Source organism: Streptomyces sp. NPDC016309 (assembly GCF_043077235.1).
In the GTDB taxonomy this organism is placed as follows: Bacteria; Actinomycetota; Actinomycetes; order Streptomycetales; family Streptomycetaceae; genus Streptomyces.
In genome coordinates, this window is the sequence record NZ_JBIBSG010000007.1 from 24596 (window position 1) to 41604 (window position 17009).

Sequence of the window (17009 nt, forward strand, 5' to 3'; positions counted from 1 at the left end):
CCCGGTGCGCTCGGGCACCGGGGGCCACCGCCGTCGGGCGAGGGGGTCAGACGGCCGTGTCCGCGAGCCGCCCGTCCTTGCGGTCGCCGTCGCCGCGGGCGTTGTCCTCGCGGTCGCCGTCGCCGCGGTCGCCGTCCTGGCGTGCCGCGGGTTCCCCGGCGGCCGTCTCCGGCGCGTCCGGTCCGGCGGCGTCGGCGGGCTCCGGCCGGGGGCCCGCGCCCTTCAGCGGGACCTCCTTGACGAACAGGGCCGCCAGGAAGCCGAGGACCGCGACCGCCGCGCCGACCAGGAAGGCGACGTGCGTCCCGGACGACACCGCGAACTGGTACGCCTCGCGCACCGGGTCCGGCAGCTTGGCCAGGGCGTCGGCGGTGAGCTGGGCCGACTGCTGCGTGGCCGCCCCGCCGCCGCGCGCCGCCATCTCGTCCTGCACCCGGCCGGTGAACAGCGCGCCCATGATGGCCACGCCGAAGGACGAGCCGAGCGTGCGGAAGAGGGTGGTGGCGGACGAGGCGACGCCCATGTCCTTCATCTCGACGCTGTTCTGCGCGACGAGCATGGTGATCTGCATCAGGAAGCCCATGCCCGCGCCGAGGACCGCCATGTAGACGCCCGAGGTCAGGCGGGAGGTGCCGGTGTCCATCTGCGAGAGCAGGAAGAGACCGAGGACCATCAGCGCGCCGCCCGCGATGGGGAAGACCTTGTATTTGCCGGTGCTGGTGGTGACCCGGCCGGCGTACAGGGACACGACCATCATGGCCAGCAGCATCGGCAGGAGCAGCAGGCCCGAGTTGGTCGCGGAGGCGCCCTGCACGGACTGCTGGTACAGCGGCAGGAAGAGCGTGGCGCCGAACATCACGAAACCGGTGAGGAAGCCGATCACCGACATGAGGGTGAAGTTGCGGCTGCGGAAGATGTGCAGCGGGATGATCGGCTCGGCCGCGCGGGTCTCGACGAAGAGGAAACCGGCGAGGGCGGTGACACCGATGGCGATGAGTTCCATGATGACGGCGGAGTCCCAGGCGTACTCCGTGCCGCCCCAGGTGGTGACCAGGACGATCGAGGTGATGCCCACCGTCAGGAGGGCCGCGCCGAGGTAGTCGATGCGGGTCCGGCCGGTGCGCTCCTTCTTGGGGAGGTGCAGGACGGCGGTGACCATGGCGAGCGCGACGGCGCCGAGCGGCAGGTTGATGTAGAACGACCAGCGCCAGCCCCAGTGGTCGGTGATGGTGCCGCCGACGAGCGGCCCGCCGATCATGGCGAGGGCCATGACTCCGGCCATCATCCCCTGGTACTTGCCGCGCTCCCGCGGCGGTATGAGGTCGCCGATGATGGCCATGACGCCGACCATCAGGCCGCCCGCGCCCAGTCCCTGCACGGCCCGGAAGCCGATGAGCTGGCCCATGTCCTGGGCCATGCCGCTGAGCGCCGAGCCGGCCAGGAAGATGACGATCGAGGTGAGGAAGGTGCCCTTGCGCCCGTAGAGGTCGCCCAGCTTGCCCCAGATGGGGGTGGAGGCGGCGGTGGCGAGGGTGTACGCGGTGACCACCCAGGACAGGTGGGCGAGGCCGCCCAGTTCCCCGACGATCGTCGGCATCGCCGTACCGATGATCATGTTGTCCAGCATGGCCAGCAGCATCGCGATCATCAGCGCGAGCAGGACGACGCGCACACTGCGCGGCGCTTTCTCCTCCGCCGCTGGCGCCGCCTTCTCCAAGGGCTCCGACATGTTTCCCACTCCCGTTACTTACTTGCCGCCCGGCTAGTTACTACACTGGGGAAGGTAGACCCGTCACTAGCCGGGCGTCAAGTAAGTTTTCGGGAGCGGACCATGGCCAGAGGCAACACCCGTCAGCGCATCCAGGACGTGGCCCTCGAACTCTTCGCCGAGCACGGCTACGAGAAGACGTCCCTCCGCGAGATCGCCGAGCGCCTGGACGTCACGAAGGCGGCGCTGTACTACCACTTCAAGACCAAGGAAGACATCGTCATCAGCCTCTTCCGCGATCTGACGCGGCCGATCGACGAGCTGATCGACTGGGCCGAGCAGCAGCCGCGCACGCTGGAGACCAAGCAGGAGATGCTGCGCCGCTACCACGCGGCGCTCATGGGCGCGGCGCCGCTCTTCCGCTTCATGCAGGAGAACCAGGCGACCGTGCGCGACCTGAGCATCGGGGAGACGTTCAAGGAGCGCATGATCACCTTGACGCGACTGGTCCAGGAGCCGGACTTCAGCATGGCCGACCGGGTGCGCTGCATCAGCGCGCTGTTCACGATGCACGCCGGGATGTTCTTCATGCAGCACGTCGACGGCGACCCCGAGGAGAAGCGCGAAGCCGTCCTCGAGGTCGCCGTCGATCTGGTGACCAGGGCCCACCAGGGCCCGCGGGGCTGAGCGTCAGATGACGACGCCCTCGGAGCGCAGGAACTTGGCCGGGTTCAGCGCGGAGCCGTAGTTCGGGGTCGTACGGATCTCGAAGTGCAGGTGCGGGCCGGAGGAGTTGCCGGTGTTGCCGGACCGGGCGATGGTCTGGCCCGTCTTCACGGTCTGGCCGAGGTGCACGTTGATCTTCGAGAGGTGCGCGTACTGGGAGTACGTGCCGTTGGCGTGCTTGACCACGATGGCGTTGCCGTACGCCGAGCCGTCACCGCCGCCGCGCGGGCCGGCCTTGACGACGGTGCCGGAGTGGGCGGCGTGGACCGCGGTGCCCACCGGCACGGCGAAGTCCTGGCCGCTGTGCTTGTGGGACCACATGGCGCCGCCCTGGTTGAAGCTGGCGGTCAGGGTGTAGCGGGCGACGGGCTTGACCCAGGACGACGCCTTCTTGGCGGCGGCCTTCTTCGCCAGGGCGGCCTTCTTGGCGGCGTTGGCGGCGGCGGCCTTCTTGGCGGCCGCCTTCTTCGCGGCGGCGGCCTTGACGGCCTTCGCCTGGGCGGCCTGGGCGGCCTTGGCCTGCTCCGCCTGCACCTGGGCCTGGGCGGCCACGGCGGCGGCGGGACCCGCGGCGGGGATCGTCTTGCTGTCGGCGGCGACGGCGGCACCGCCTCCGAACACCATCGACGCTCCGATGCCGGCGGCGGCGAGGGCGACGACGGCGTTACGGGTGGGGTGCTGGACGCGCTTCGACATACGGGGAAGTCCTCCGGACAAGAGCGGACCCGACGCGAAGGGCGCGCCGGGCGGTTGGACTCATCCTTGGTAACCCGCCCACCCATCCCACCTCAAACCACCCATCTACGACATCTGGTCGTAGAGCGTGGGGTGTGACGTGGACTCTTGACGCCCCGCCCGGATCCAGGCAGCAAGCCCGAAATGTCCTGTGAAAGTAAGGTTTACCCCCTTGGCGACCCCGGCCACCTGCCGCATCGCGCCCGGCTCACCGCCCTCCGCGAGGACACCCGCGCTCCCGGCCCCCTCGGGAGCCCCGGGAACGGCGCCTCCTACCCGGCCGAACGCACTATTCCACCTAGTACCGCCCAAAACGCCTGTGCGCCTTGTCACGGCCACGAGCCCGGAACCCGGCCCCGTCCGGCTTCCGGCGGCCCTCGCGGCGTCACCTTCCGGCTGCCCGTCCGGCCGGGAGCGCGGGCCTCCTTCCCACCCCCCGCCCCCTCCGCCATCCTCCTCAGCATGAGCAGACACGTGATGCGCGTGACAGCCCTCGCCCTGGGCCTCGCGGCCCTCGTCCCGCTGGCCGGCGCCGTCCCCGCCGGGGCCGGGCCGTCCGGCACCGGCCTGAAGGACGCCATCGACACGATCCTCACCGACTCCCGGCTCGACGGGGCCGCGGCGGGTGTGGTCGTCGCCGATGCCGGCACCGGCGACACCCTCTACCAGCACGACGGCGGTGACCGCCTCATGCCCGCCTCCAACACCAAGCTCGCCACCTCCGCCGCCGCCATGGCGCTGCTGGGCCCCGACCACCGCTTCCGCACCGAGGTGCTGTCGGCCGGCCGTGTCCGGGGCGGGGTCCTCCACGGCGACCTGTACCTGCGCGGGACGGGCGACCCCACCACCCTCGCCAAGGACTACGACGCGCTGGCCGCCCGGGTCGCCGGCTCCGGGATCCGGCGCGTGACCGGCCGCCTGGTCGCCGACGACACCCGGTTCGACACCGAGCGGCTCGGCCGGTCCTGGGCCGCCGACGACGAGTCGTCGTACTACTCGGCGCAGATCTCCCCCCTCACGGTCGCGCCCGACACCGACTACGACTCCGGCACCGTCATCGTCGAGGCCGCCCCCGCCTCCGGCCCCGGCGCGCGGCCGCTGGTCACCCTCACCCCCGCCACCGGCTACGTACGGATCGACAACCGTGCCACCACCGTCCCCGCCGGCCGCCCCGACACCCTCACGGTCCAGCGGGAGCACGGGGCGAACGTCATCACCGTCACCGGCGAGATCCCGCTCCAGGCCTCCCCCACCCGGGAATGGGTCACCGTCTGGCAGCCGACCGGCTACGCCGCCGCCGTCTTCGCCGACGCGCTCGCCGCCCACGGCGTACGCCTCGACGGGCCGACCCGCCGGGGCCGCCCCACACCCCCCACCGCACGGCTGCTGGCCACGCACGAGTCCATGCCCCTCAAGGACCTGCTGCGGCCGTTCATGAAGCTGTCCAACAACATGCACGCCGAGACGCTCACCAAGGCCATCGGCCACCGGACGTCCGGCCGCGGCACCTGGGGCGCGGGCCTCGCCGCCATCGACGCGTACCTGCGCAAGGAGGGCGTCCGCACGTCGGCGGTCCGCCAGGCCGACGGCTCCGGGCTGTCCCGGATGAACCTCTTCCCCGCCGCCGAGCTCACCCGGCTGCTCCTCGCCGTCCAGGACGCCCCCTGGTACGCCGACTGGTACGCGGCCCTGCCCGTCGCCTGCGCCCCCGACCGTGCCACCGGCGGCACGCTGCGGACCCGGATGTGCGGCACCCCGGCCGCCCTGAACACCCACGCCAAGACGGGCACCCTCACCGGGGCGTCCGCCCTCTCGGGGTACGTCACGGACGCCGGCGGCCGGCGGCTCGTCTACTCGATCGTCCTCAACAACCACCTGGCGTCGTCGGTGAAGGGCGTCGAGGACGCGATCGTCGTCTCCCTGGCCCGGTCCGACACGGCCGGGGGCGTCATCCGCGCCGTCCGCCCGGCCCGCTCCCGGGCGGCCACGGAGGCGGACGCCGGCCTCGAATGCTCCTGGCGCAAGCCGCGGCCCTGCTGAGAACGCGAAAGGGGCTGCCCCGTGGGGCAGCCCCTCTCATTCAGCGGTACGGGCGCTTACGCGTCCTTCGACAGGTTCGGACCGGCGCCGCCGGCGGCCTGCTCGATCGGGGGGACGTCCGGCAGTGCGGACTTCTCCTCGCCGCGGAAGGTGAACTTCTTCTCCTCACCCTCGCCCTCGGTGTCGACGACCACGATGTGACCGGGGCGCAGCTCGCCGAAGAGGATCTTCTCCGACAGGATGTCCTCGATCTCGCGCTGGATCGTCCGGCGCAGCGGCCGGGCGCCCATGACCGGGTCGTAGCCGTGCTTGGCGAGGAGCTCCTTGGCGGAACCGCTGAGCTCGATGCCCATGTCGCGGTCCTTCAGGCGCTCGTCCACCTTGGCGATCATGAGGTCGACGATCTGGATGATGTCTTCCTGGCTGAGCTGGTGGAAGACGACCGTGTCGTCGACGCGGTTGAGGAACTCGGGCCGGAAGTGCTGCTTCAGCTCTTCGTTGACCTTCGCCTTCATCCGGTCGTAGCCGGTCTTGACGTCGCCCTGGGCCGCGAAGCCCAGGTTGAAGCCCTTCGAGATGTCCCGGGTCCCGAGGTTGGTCGTCATGATGATGACCGTGTTCTTGAAGTCCACGACCCGGCCCTGGGAGTCGGTCAGGCGACCGTCCTCCAGGATCTGGAGCAGGGAATTGAAGATATCGGGGTGGGCCTTCTCGACCTCGTCGAAGAGGACGACGGAGAACGGCTTGCGGCGCACCTTCTCGGTGAGCTGGCCGCCCTCTTCGTAACCCACGTATCCGGGCGGGGAACCGAAGAGGCGGGAAACCGTGTGCTTCTCGCTGAACTCCGACATGTCGAGGGAGATCATCGCGTCCTCGTCGCCGAAGAGGAATTCGGCGAGCGTCTTGGACAGCTCGGTCTTACCGACACCGGACGGGCCGGCGAAGATGAACGAGCCACCGGGGCGCTTCGGGTCCTTCAGGCCGGCGCGCGTACGGCGGATCGCCTGCGACAGGGCCTTGATGGCGTCCTTCTGGCCGATGACGCGCTTGTGGAGCTCGTCCTCCATGCGGAGCAGACGCGAGGACTCCTCCTCGGTCAGCTTGAAGACCGGGATGCCGGTGGCGGTCGCGAGGACCTCGGCGATCAGCTCGCCGTCGACCTCGGCGACGACGTCCATGTCGCCGGCCTTCCACTCCTTCTCCCGCTTGGCCTTCGCCGCCAGCAGCTGCTTCTCCTTGTCGCGGAGACTCGCCGCCTTCTCGAAGTCCTGGGAGTCGATCGCGGACTCCTTGTCCCGGCGGACACCCGCGATCTTCTCGTCGAACTCGCGGAGGTCCGGCGGCGCGGTCATCCGGCGGATGCGCATCCGGGAACCGGCCTCGTCGATCAGGTCGATCGCCTTGTCCGGCAGGAAGCGGTCCGAGATGTACCGGTCGGCCAGGGTGGCGGCCTGGACCAGCGCCTCGTCCGTGATGGAGACCCGGTGGTGGGCCTCGTAACGGTCGCGCAGGCCCTTGAGGATCTCGATGGTGTGCGGCAGCGACGGCTCCGCGACCTGGATGGGCTGGAAGCGGCGCTCGAGGGCGGCGTCCTTCTCCAGGTACTTGCGGTACTCGTCCAGCGTCGTGGCACCGATGGTCTGGAGCTCACCACGGGCGAGCATCGGCTTGAGGATGCTCGCGGCGTCGATCGCGCCCTCGGCGGCGCCCGCACCCACCAGGGTGTGGAGCTCGTCGATGAACAGGATGATGTCGCCGCGGGTGCGGATCTCCTTGAGGACCTTCTTCAGGCGCTCCTCGAAGTCACCGCGGTACCGGGAGCCGGCGACGAGCGCGCCGAGGTCCAGGGTGTAGAGGTGCTTGTCCTTGAGGGTCTCGGGCACCTCGCCCTTGACGATGGCCTGCGCCAGGCCCTCGACGACCGCCGTCTTGCCGACGCCGGGCTCGCCGATGAGGACCGGGTTGTTCTTGGTCCGGCGGGACAGCACCTGCATGACCCGCTCGATCTCCTTCTCGCGCCCGATGACCGGGTCGAGCTTGGACTCACGGGCGGCCTGGGTGAGGTTCCGGCCGAACTGGTCGAGGACCAGGGACGTCGAGGGCGTGCCCTCGGCAGGACCACCGGCGGTGGCGGCTTCCTTGCCCTGGTAGCCGGAGAGCAGCTGGATGACCTGCTGCCGCACCCGGTTGAGATCGGCGCCCAGCTTCACGAGGACCTGGGCGGCGACGCCCTCGCCCTCGCGGATCAGGCCGAGCAGGATGTGCTCGGTGCCGATGTAGTTGTGGCCGAGCTGAAGGGCCTCGCGGAGCGACAGCTCCAGGACCTTCTTGGCACGGGGCGTGAAGGGGATGTGCCCGGACGGGGCCTGCTGGCCCTGGCCGATGATCTCCTCCACCTGCTGGCGGACCGCCTCGAGCGAAATCCCGAGGCTCTCCAGGGCCTTAGCGGCGACACCCTCACCCTCGTGGATAAGGCCCAGGAGGATGTGCTCGGTGCCGATGTAGTTGTGGTTGAGCATCCGGGCTTCTTCCTGAGCCAGGACGACAACCCGCCGCGCGCGGTCGGTGAACCTCTCGAACATCGTTAATCGCTCCTCAGAGCGGTCAGGCAGTAAGGGGTCGGTCCCCTCCCTGTCCTTCCGCAGCTTAGTCCCGCAAGCGGGGACCGCTCATTCCAACTGCCGACACCCGTCTCTGGCCTCCTGACCCGAACGCCGACAAATGCTCCAACCCAATGGTCCGAGACGATGTTCCCGCAGGCCAGGCACTTACCCTCACCGGCAGTACGCCGATGGCGAACGTGAGACGCCCGGATCCCGCGTGTCGCCCCTCCTCACTAGGAATGTCTTACCCGTAAGCAGGGACACTCCATGCGGCGGACACCGGTTCCCTCAGCTACGGGCGAACACCCTTGCGTCGCACCCTCCCCCTGAGCCCCCACCCCGAGAAACACGCAGCGTACCGATCCCGACGCGTTCCGTAACTTTCGGTGCGGGTCACGAGTTCCCCGGTCATGGCCTCCACCCTTCCCCTCCCGGCACCCCGTTCACCGTTCGCCCGTGCCGGCGTCGCGCGGTGGTACGAGCACGAGCTCGGCTGGGCCACGGCGGAGGGACGCGCGGGTGATCCGGTGGAGCTGCTCACGGGGCTGCGCTTCGACGTCCTGGAGCTGCCGGCCGCCGCCGGGTTCGCCGTACTGCGGCGACTGGGCGGCCGGGGTCCGGTCGCCGTGGCGGGAGGCAGGATGCGGCTGCTGGTGGCCGCCGGCGCGGCGGACGAGCTGCCGGGGCTGCTGGACTGGCTGGAGTGGGGCGGGATCGCCCTGGACCTGGCCGTCCTCGGCGCCGGCGACCGGACGTCCGCTCCGATTCCCCCAGGATGGAGCGGGTCCGGCTCGCCCGGCGCCGCCTCGTGGCTGCGCCCCCCCGAACCCGGGCGCGAAGTCGAGCCGACCCTTCCGGCGATGCCGGCCGTGGGGGGCGGAACCGGTGCCCCCAGTCTGGTGCGGCTCGTGGACGCGGCGGCATCGGAATGCCACCGGGTCCGACTGCTCGGTGCGGACCGCACTCAGCGGTTGGCGTCCTCGTAGGCCTGCTTGATGTCCGCGGGCACCCGGCCGCGGTCGTTCACGTTGTAGCCGTTCTCCTTGGCCCACGCGCGGATCTTCGCGGTGTCGGGGCTGCCGCTCGTGGCGGCCCTGCCCTTGCCACGCCCGGCGGAGGCGCGGCCACCGGTACGCCGGCCGCTCTTGGTGTACGGCTCGAGCAGACCACGGAGCTTGTCCGCATTGGCGGTGGTGAGGTCGATCTCGTAGGTCTTGCCGTCCAGAGCGAACGTCACCGTCTCGTCCGCCTCGCCACCGTCGAGGTCGTCGACAAGAAGGACCTGAACCTTCTGTGCCACCGGATTTCCTTTCATCGAAAATGCAGTACGCGGAAAGGAAACCGCTTTTCCCTGGAAAACACAAACCCCTGGGAGAGGTTCAGATCCCCGAGAGCACGGGAAACGTGCGCGATTCGGACATAGGGTGCCGCCGGCTCACAGGTGCAGAAGCATCCGACTGTTACCCAAGGTGTTCGGCTTCACTCGTTCGAGACCGAGGAACTCGGCGACGCCCTCGTCATAGGAACGGAGGAGCTCGCTGTAGACATCTCCGTCGACCGGGGTCTCGCCGATCTCGACGAACCCGTGCTTCGCGAAGAAGTCCACTTCGAAGGTCAGGCAGAAAACCCGGCGGACGCCGAGCCAGCGGGCGGTGTGCAGCAACTTGTCGAGCACGTGATGACCGATGCCGGCCCCGGTGAACTCGGGATCGACGGCGAGAGTGCGCACTTCGGCGAGGTCTTCCCACATCACGTGCAGTGCGCCGCAGCCGACGACGGTGCCGTCCGCGTCGCGTTCCGCGACCCAGAACTCCTGGATGTCCTCGTAAAGCGTGACGGGCGCTTTGTCGAGGAGGATGCCTTCGGTGACGTACGGATCGACGAGTCGGCGGATCGCCTGCACATCACCGGTCCGGGCCCGGCGTACGGTCACGGCTTTCACGGGGCCGGGGGACGTGGGCCCGGAGGCCGCGGAGGAGGACGACATGGGTGGACGCTATCGCCCCGCCCCCGCGTCCCCCTCGTCGGCCCGGTGTCCTTCCGGTTCTTCGCCGCCCTGTTCCGGGGTGTCCCGTTGCACGATCCGGACGGCGTCGTTGAGCGCCTCTCGCTGCTCGGACGACATCATGCCGAAGAAGGCCACGAGGGCGGCGGCGGGGTTGTCGCTCTTCGACCAGGCCTCGTTCATCAGTGCGGCCGAGTAGGCGGCCCGCGTGGAGACCGCGGTATATCGATAGGCGCGGCCCGAGACTTCCCGGCGCACCCAGCCCTTCTGATGGAGATTGTCCATTACGGTCATGACGGTGGTGTAGGCGATGGACCGTTCCTGCTGGAGATCCTCCAGGACTTCCCGGACGGTGACGGGCCGGTTCCATTGCCAGACGCGTGTCATGACGGCGTCTTCGAGCTCTCCCAATTGACGGGGCACACTGCCACCATAGTGGGAGATGTCGGAATAACTGGCTATTGACAGAACAAAAAGGGCGTACGACGGGTGGTCGTACGCCCTGGGCGGTGGAGGGGTGGTCAGGCCCGGCCGGGCTCGGCGCCCGCCTCCGCCTGGCGGGCGGCCTCGACGCGCGCGAGGGCCGCGTCCACGGCCGCGTCCTCCTTGGCCTTGTTGGGGCCGCCCTGGCTCTTGACGATCGTCACGACGAGGCCGATAAAGAAGGCGGCCATCACCACGGGCGGCAGGAGCGCGGATACGTATTCCATGCCACCAGGGTAGCTAGCCGGCGGCCCGCTCCTCGGCCGGGGGCGGCGCGGCGGGTCGCCGCCGGGGCGGGAAGACCTCGGACGGTTTGGGCACCGGGCGGTCGGCGGGGGGCGGGGCGGGGCGGGGGTCGGGCGAGGGCCGGGGCTTCGGCTCGTCGGCCCCGTGCACGCGGCCGCCGGGAAGGGCGAGCAGCCGGGTGCGGGGCGCGGGGGTGACGTGGCGGCCGGCGAGGCGGGCCCGCACGGAGTGCTCGGCCAGCGTCCGGCAGCGCGCGAGGAGGGCGGCGCCGACGGGTGTGCCGCGGAGGGTGCGCAGGGCGGCGAGGTCCTCGGGGCGGGGGTCGTAGCCGGCGGCGAGGGCGTCCTGGAGCAGTTCCAGGTACCCGGCGGCCGAGCCGGGCAGCGCGTCGCGGTAGCGGGCGAGGTCGGCGAGGAGGAAGGCCCGCATCCGGCCGGCCTCGCGGACTGCTTCGTCCACGGAGCCGGCGAGTCGCAGGCAGTCCTGCACGTCTTCGTCGTCGAGGGGCGTGGGGTGGAGGGCATGGGCGAGGGCGCGTCGGAGCACACGCAGCTCGTCTGCGCCGAACGCCAGGCCGCCGCGGGATCCGTAGGGCGTGGGCATGGGCCGACGATACGTGCTAATCGGACAAAATTCGCTTATCGACCACCCCGGGCGCGTTGCCGTACGGGGCCTGCCCGGACCCGTCTCTCGCGCCGTCGTGGGCAGGCGTCCCGCAGGGCGGGACGGGTGGGCACGACGGACCGCGGGCGGTGCCCGTTCCGGGTGCCCACCGGGGCGGCGCCCTTCCGGCGCTCGGCCCCCGGCCGGGCGCCGGGGCGGGCCGCCCGGACCCGCCCGGAAAGCTACATACGGGAGATGTTGCGCTCGTAGACCAGGCGCAGGCCGATCAGCGTCAGCCACGGCTCGTGCTCGTCGATCTCCGCCGCCTCGCCGAGCACCATCGGCGCCAGCCCGCCCGTGGCGATGACCGTCACGTCCGACGGGTCGCCGTCACGGCCGGCCAGCTCGCGCTTCATACGGCTGACGATCCCGTCCACCTGGCCCGCGAAGCCGTACACGATGCCCGCCTGCATGGCCTCGACCGTGTTCTTGCCGATCACACTGCGCGGGCGGGCCAGCTCGATCTTGCGGAGCTGGGCGCCCCGGACACCGAGCGCCTCGACGGAGATCTCGATGCCGGGGGCGATCACCCCGCCGATGTACTCGCCGCGCGCGCTGATCGGGTCGAAGGTCGTCGCCGTACCGAAGTCGACGACGATCGCCGGGCCGCCGTACAGCTCGCTCGCCGCGACCGCGTTGACGATGCGGTCGGCGCCGACCTCCTTGGGGTTGTCCGTCAGGATCGGCACGCCGGTCTTGATGCCGGGCTCCACGAGCACGGCCGGGACGTCGCCGTAGTACCGCCGCGTCACCTCGCGCAGCTCGTGCAGTACGGACGGGACCGTCGAGCAGATGGCGATGCCCTCGATGCCGTCGCCCAGCTCTTCGCCGAGCAGCGGGTGCATGCCCATCAGGCCCTGGAGCAGCACGGCGAGCTCGTCGGCGGTGCGGCGCGGGTCGGTGGAGATGCGCCAGTGCTCGACGATCTCCGTACCGTCGAACAGGCCCAGGACCGTGTGGGTGTTGCCCGCGTCGATCGTGAGCAGCATCAGCCCTGGTCCGCCTCTCGGAGGTCGAGGCCGATGTCGAGGATCGGGGAGGAGTGGGTGAGGGCGCCCACGGCGAGGTAGTCGACGCCGGTCGCGGCATACGCGGCGGCGTTGTCGAGGGTGAGGCGCCCGGAGGACTCCAGGACGGCGCGGCCCGCGACGAGCGTCACGGCCTCCTCCGTCTCGGCGGGCGAGAAGTTGTCCAGCAGGATCAGGTCGGCGCCCGCGTCGAGGACCTCGCGGACCTGGTGGAGGGTGTCGACCTCGACCTCGATCGGGACGTCGGGGAAGGCCGTGCGCACCGCCTTGAAGGCCTGGGCGACGCCGCCCGCGGCGATGACGTGGTTGTCCTTGACCAGGGCCGCGTCGGACAGCGACATGCGGTGGTTGACGCCGCCGCCGCAGCGGACCGCGTACTTCTCCAGGGCGCGCAGGCCCGGGGTGGTCTTGCGGGTGTCGCGGACCTTCGCCTTGTAGCCCTCCAGGGCGTCCGCCCACGCGCGCGTGGCGGTGGCGATGCCGGACAGGCGGCACATGATGTTGAGCGCGCTGCGCTCGCCGGTGAGCAGGTCGCGGGTGCGGGTCGTGACCGACAGCAGCTTCTGGCCGGCCTCGACCCGGTCGCCGTCCGCCACGTGCCGCTCGACGGCGAACTCCTCGGTGCACACGACCGAGAGGATCGCCTCGGCCACGTGGATGCCGGCGACGACGCCCGCCTCCCGGGCGGTGAAGTCACCGGTCGCGACGGCGTCGTCCGGGACGGTCGCGGCGGAGGTCACGTCGACGCCGCCGTCCAGGTCCTCCTCGATGGCGCGGTACGCCACGTCCTCGACGAGTACGGGGTCGAGGCCGGCGTTCACCAGGAGCGCGGCGAGCGCCGGGTCCAGCCCGCACTCGTACGCCTCCTCGTCGAAGTCGGCACCGCCGCAGCCGCAGCCGTCACCGCAGCCGCCGGCGGCCTGCTCGGCCGGGGCGCTGATGTTGATCAGGGGTACGTCCACGGGCTGCGGGCGTTCTTCGGGCGTGCTCACGGTTACGGCTCCCTGGGGGCGTCGGCGTCGGTCGGGGGGAAGTCTTGGGTGTCGGTGGGGCGGACGTCCAGGGTCCGGTCCGGGCCGAGGCGTACGACCAGGTGGCGGCGCCAGGCGGCGTCGTCGCGGTCGGGGCGGTCCTCGCGCCAGTGGCAGCCGCGGGTCTCCTCGCGGCGCCGGGCGGCGGCCACCAGCACGCGGGCCACGCACAGCAGGTTGGTGGTCTCCCAGGACTCGACGCCCGGCTCGGCGGCCTTGTGCCCGTCCGGGCCGTCGTTCAGCGCCTCGGCGTGCACGGCGTCCAGGGCCTCGGCGGCCCCCTCCAGGCTGGCGGCGGAGCGCAGCACCCCGGCGCCGGTGGTCATGACGTGCTGGATCCGGGCCCGGGCCGCGGGGTCGAGCAGCGGGAGGACGGTGGGCGCGGGGTGGGGGACGGGGTCGCCCGCCCGGGCCGGGGAGGCGACGATGTCGTCGGCGATGCGCTCGGCGAAGACAAGACCCTCCAGGAGGGAGTTCGACGCCAGCCGGTTGGCGCCGTGGACGCCGGTGCAGGCGACCTCGCCGCACGCGTAGAGGCCGGGCACCGTGGTGCGGCCGTGCAGGTCGGTGCGGACGCCGCCGGAGGCGTAGTGGGCCGCCGGGGCGACCGGGACCGGCTCGGTCACCGGGTCGATGCCGTGGGCGCGGCAGGCGGCGAGGATCGTCGGGAAGCGGGACGCCCACATCGCGGCGCCGAAGTGCCGGGCGTCCAGGTACATGTGGTGGGCGCCCTGCTCGCGCATGCGGCGCATGATGCCCTTGGCGACGATGTCGCGCGGGGCGAGCTCGGCCAGCTCGTGCTGCCCGACCATGAAGCGGACCCCGTCGGCGTCGACGAGGTGGGCGCCCTCGCCGCGTACCGCCTCCGAGACCAGCGGCTGCTGGCCTTCGGCGTCCGGGCCGAGGAAGAGCACGGTCGGGTGGAACTGGACGAACTCCAGGTCGCTCACCTCGGCGCCCGCCCGCAGCGCGAGGGCGACGCCGTCGCCGGTGGAGACGGCCGGGTTGGTGGTGGCGGAGAAGACCTGGCCCATGCCGCCGGTGGCGAGGACGACCGCGGGGGCGTGGACGGCGCCGACGCCGTCGTGCTGGCCTTCGCCCATGACGTGCAGCGTCACGCCCGCGGTGCGGCCGGCGGCGTCCGTGAGCAGGTCCAGGACGAGGGCGTTCTCGATGGTGCGGACACCCCGGTCGCGGACCGCGTCGACGAGCGCGCGGGAGATCTCCGCGCCGGTCGCGTCACCGCCCGCGTGCGCGATACGGCGCCGGTGGTGGCCGCCCTCGCGGGTGAGCTCGATGGTGCCGGCCTCGTCGGTGTCGAACCGGGCACCGGTGGCGATCAGCCGGCGTACGGCCTCGGGGCCCTCGGTGACCAGGGCGCGCACGGCCCCCTCGTCGCACAGCCCCGCCCCCGCGACGAGCGTGTCGTCGAGGTGCTGCTCGGGGGTGTCGCCCTCGCCGAGGGCGGCCGCGATGCCGCCCTGCGCCCAGCGGGTGGAGCCGTCGTCCAGGCGGGCCTTGGTGACGACGACCGTGCGCAGTCCGGCGGCCGCGGTGCGCAGGGCGGCGGTCAGGCCCGCGACCCCGGAGCCGACCACGACGACGTCGGCGTCGATCGACCAGCCGGGGGCGGGGGCCTGGAGGCGTATGCCGGTCATGCGGGGGCTCCGAAGGTGAGGGGGAGGTTGTCGATCAGCCGGGTGGTGCCGACCTTGGCGGCGACGGCCAGGATCGCCTCGCCGGTGTGGTCGTCGGGTACGTCGGTGAAGTCGGCGGGGTCCACCAGCGCCAGGTAGTCCAGGCGCAGCGGCGGGTCGGCCTGCGCCGCCTCGTCGAGTACCGCGCGGGCCGCGGCCCGAACCGCGTGGGCGCCGCCGCCCGGAGCCGCCACGGCGACGGCGTGGGCGTCGGCGGCGGCGCGGGCCTCGCCGAGCCGGGACAGGGCCGCGGCGCGGCTCTCGGAGGCGGGCAGGGTCTCGGCGCGGGCCAGCAGGGCCGTCTGGGCGGCGAGCCGGTCACGGGCGGCGAACAGCGCGCCGGACAGGGCGAGGGCGGTGCGGCGCTCGGCGGACGAGAGGTACCGGTTGCGGCTGGACAGGGCCAGGCCGTCGGCCTCGCGGACGGTCGGGACGCCGACGATCTCGACCGGGAAGTTCAGGTCGCGGGCCATGCGGCGGATCAGGGCGAGCTGCTGGGCGTCCTTCTGCCCGAAGAACGCCACGTCGGGGCGGGTGAGGTGGAGCAGCTTGGCGACCACGGTGAGCATGCCGTCGAAGTGGCCGGGGCGGGAGGCCCCTTCGAGGCGCTCCCCCATGGGTCCGGCGGTGATCCTCACCTGAGGCTCGCCGCCGGGGTAGACCTCGTCGGCGGCCGGGGCGAACACGGCGTCCGCGCCGGCCCGCTCGGCGACCCCGAGGTCGGCCTCCAGGGTGCGGGGGTAGCGGTCGAGGTCCTCGCCCGCGCCGAACTGGAGCGGGTTGACGAACACGGTGACGACGACGAGGCCCTGCGGGCCGACGTGCCGGCGGGCGGCCCGGACGAGCGTGGCGTGGCCCTCGTGGAGGGCGCCCATGGTCATCACGACGGCGGTGCGGCCCCGGGTCGCGGACCGCTCCAGGACGCGCTCCAGCTCGTCCCGGGTGGGCACGAGCACGAAGCCGGACCTCCCGGATGCGGGGCGGCCGGACGCGGGGGCCGCCGCTTCGCGGGCGGGGGCGGGGGCCGCCGGGGCGGGGGCGGGGCTCTTCGGTGCGCGGTCGGGGCTCATCGGCCGCTCTCTCCTTCCGCGAGGACACCCAGCAGGTCCTCCGCGAGCTCGGGCTTGAGGAGGCCGTGGGCCAGGGCGCGGTCCGCGGTCGTACGGGCCATCGCGAGGTACCCGGCGACGGTGCCGGGCGCGTGCTTGCGCAGTTCCGCCACGTGCGCGGCGACCGTGCCCGCGTCACCGCGCGCGACCGGGCCGGTGAGGGCGGCGTCGCCGGAGCGCAGGGCGTTGTCGAGGGCGGCGCCCAGGAGCGGGCCGAGCATCCGGTCGGGGGCGGCGACGCCCGCCTGCCGCAGCAGCTCCATCGACTGGGCCACCAGGGTGACGAGGTGGTTCGCGCCCAGGGCGAGGGCCGCGTGATAGAGCGGGCGGGCCGCCTCCTCGATCCACTCCGGCTCGCCGCCCATCTCGATGACCAGGGCCTCGGCCGCCAGGCGCAGCTCCTCGGGGGCGGTGACGCCGAAGGAGCAGCCGGCCAGCCGCTGGACGTCGACGGCCGTGCCGGTGAACGTCATGGCGGGGTGCAGGGCGAGCGGGAGGGCGCCGGCGCGGCGGGCCGGGTCGAGCACGGCCGTGCCGTACCGGCCGGAGGTGTGGACCAGCAGTTGCCCCGCGCGGACGGCACCGGTTTCGGCCAGGCCCTCGACCAGGCCGGGCAGCGCGTCGTCCGGCACGGTGAGCAGGACGAGGTCGGCGTGCTCCAGGACCTGGGCGGGCGGGACGAGCGGCACGCCGGGCAGCAGCTCGGCGGCGCGCCGCCGGGACGCGTCGGACACGCCGGAGACGGCGACGGGGCGGTGCCCGGCCAGGCTCAGCGCGGCGGCGAGGGCGGGTCCCACCCGGCCCGCGCCGACGACGCCCACGGCGAGCCGGGCGGGTCGGGGTTGAGATGATGCGTTCACGCGTCGACGGCCTTCCGTTCCAGTCCGCGGGGGGTACCGGACGATTTCTCGTCATGCTACGCCAGCGTTACGCGG

16 protein-coding genes are annotated in these 17009 nt (G+C 72.2%); 3 read left to right on the plus strand and 13 right to left on the minus strand.

The window, feature by feature from the left end; translation table 11 throughout:
• Positions 1–46: 46 nt before the first annotated feature.
• Complete coding sequence (locus ACF068_RS18670) at positions 47–1729, minus strand: MDR family MFS transporter (protein ID WP_392275346.1); 1683 nt, start codon at positions 1727–1729, stop codon at positions 47–49.
• Between the two features lie 102 nt (positions 1730–1831).
• Here ACF068_RS18670 and ACF068_RS18675 point away from each other — a divergent pair, with 102 nt between their 5' ends.
• The gene (locus tag ACF068_RS18675) at positions 1832–2395 is read left to right on the plus strand and encodes a TetR/AcrR family transcriptional regulator (RefSeq protein WP_392275347.1); all 564 of its coding nucleotides are present in this window, start codon (positions 1832–1834) and stop codon (positions 2393–2395) included.
• Positions 2396–2398: 3 nt separating this feature from the next.
• On the opposite strand, the gene ACF068_RS18680 is transcribed toward ACF068_RS18675, so the two are convergent.
• On the minus strand, positions 2399–3130 hold the full coding sequence (locus tag ACF068_RS18680) for a M23 family metallopeptidase (RefSeq protein ID WP_392275348.1): 732 nt from the start codon (positions 3128–3130) through the stop codon (positions 2399–2401).
• 501 nt (positions 3131–3631) lie between these two features.
• Between ACF068_RS18680 and dacB the strand changes: the two genes are divergently transcribed.
• Positions 3632–5209, plus strand: coding sequence for a D-alanyl-D-alanine carboxypeptidase/D-alanyl-D-alanine-endopeptidase (gene dacB / locus ACF068_RS18685; RefSeq protein WP_392275349.1), 1578 nt, complete (start codon positions 3632–3634; stop codon positions 5207–5209).
• A gap of 56 nt (positions 5210–5265) precedes the next feature.
• Here dacB and ACF068_RS18690 read toward each other — a convergent pair whose 3' ends face one another.
• On the minus strand, positions 5266–7791 hold the full coding sequence (locus ACF068_RS18690) for an ATP-dependent Clp protease ATP-binding subunit (RefSeq protein ID WP_392275350.1): 2526 nt from the start codon (positions 7789–7791) through the stop codon (positions 5266–5268).
• Positions 7792–8222: 431 nt separating this feature from the next.
• Here ACF068_RS18690 and ACF068_RS18695 point away from each other — a divergent pair, with 431 nt between their 5' ends.
• Positions 8223–8798: an SCO3374 family protein gene (locus tag ACF068_RS18695; protein ID WP_392275351.1), complete on the plus strand. Its 576-nt coding sequence runs from the start codon at positions 8223–8225 to the stop codon at positions 8796–8798.
• Here the strand turns inward: ACF068_RS18695 and ACF068_RS18700 are convergent.
• From ACF068_RS18700 to ACF068_RS18745, 10 genes are all read right to left on the minus strand, one after another.
• A complete protein-coding gene (locus ACF068_RS18700) occupies positions 8777–9112 on the minus strand; it encodes an Lsr2 family protein (RefSeq protein WP_392275352.1) in 336 nt (111 codons plus the stop codon). The two genes, ACF068_RS18695 and ACF068_RS18700, sit on opposite strands and share 22 nt — an antisense overlap.
• Before the next feature lie 135 nt (positions 9113–9247).
• Positions 9248–9799 carry an amino-acid N-acetyltransferase gene (locus ACF068_RS18705; protein ID WP_392275353.1) on the minus strand — a complete coding sequence of 184 codons (552 nt, stop codon included), beginning with the start codon at positions 9797–9799 and terminating at the stop codon, positions 9248–9250.
• A 9-nt stretch (positions 9800–9808) separates the two neighbouring features.
• Positions 9809–10240: a BlaI/MecI/CopY family transcriptional regulator gene (locus ACF068_RS18710; protein ID WP_392275354.1), complete on the minus strand. Its 432-nt coding sequence runs from the start codon at positions 10238–10240 to the stop codon at positions 9809–9811.
• Positions 10241–10338: 98 nt separating this feature from the next.
• A complete protein-coding gene (locus tag ACF068_RS18715; RefSeq protein WP_392275355.1) occupies positions 10339–10527 on the minus strand; it encodes a hypothetical protein in 189 nt (62 codons plus the stop codon).
• A gap of 13 nt (positions 10528–10540) precedes the next feature.
• Complete coding sequence (locus tag ACF068_RS18720; protein ID WP_392275689.1) at positions 10541–11119, minus strand: hypothetical protein; 579 nt, start codon at positions 11117–11119, stop codon at positions 10541–10543.
• Between the two features lie 272 nt (positions 11120–11391).
• The gene (locus ACF068_RS18725; protein WP_392275356.1) at positions 11392–12198 is read right to left on the minus strand and encodes a type III pantothenate kinase; all 807 of its coding nucleotides are present in this window, start codon (positions 12196–12198) and stop codon (positions 11392–11394) included.
• Positions 12198–13229: a carboxylating nicotinate-nucleotide diphosphorylase gene (gene nadC, locus ACF068_RS18730; RefSeq protein WP_392275357.1), complete on the minus strand. Its 1032-nt coding sequence runs from the start codon at positions 13227–13229 to the stop codon at positions 12198–12200. Before nadC ends, ACF068_RS18725 begins: the two co-directional genes overlap by 1 nt.
• 2 nt (positions 13230–13231) lie before the next feature.
• On the minus strand, positions 13232–14926 hold the full coding sequence (locus tag ACF068_RS18735; protein WP_392275358.1) for an L-aspartate oxidase: 1695 nt from the start codon (positions 14924–14926) through the stop codon (positions 13232–13234).
• Entirely contained in the window at positions 14923–16035 is a 1113-nt protein-coding gene (gene panC, locus ACF068_RS18740; RefSeq protein ID WP_392275359.1) for a pantoate--beta-alanine ligase, read from the minus strand. The genes ACF068_RS18735 and panC overlap by 4 nt, the downstream gene beginning before the upstream one ends.
• Positions 16032–16934: a Rossmann-like and DUF2520 domain-containing protein gene (locus tag ACF068_RS18745; protein ID WP_392275360.1), complete on the minus strand. Its 903-nt coding sequence runs from the start codon at positions 16932–16934 to the stop codon at positions 16032–16034. The genes panC and ACF068_RS18745 overlap by 4 nt, the downstream gene beginning before the upstream one ends.
• Between the last annotated feature and the right edge of the window lie 75 nt (positions 16935–17009).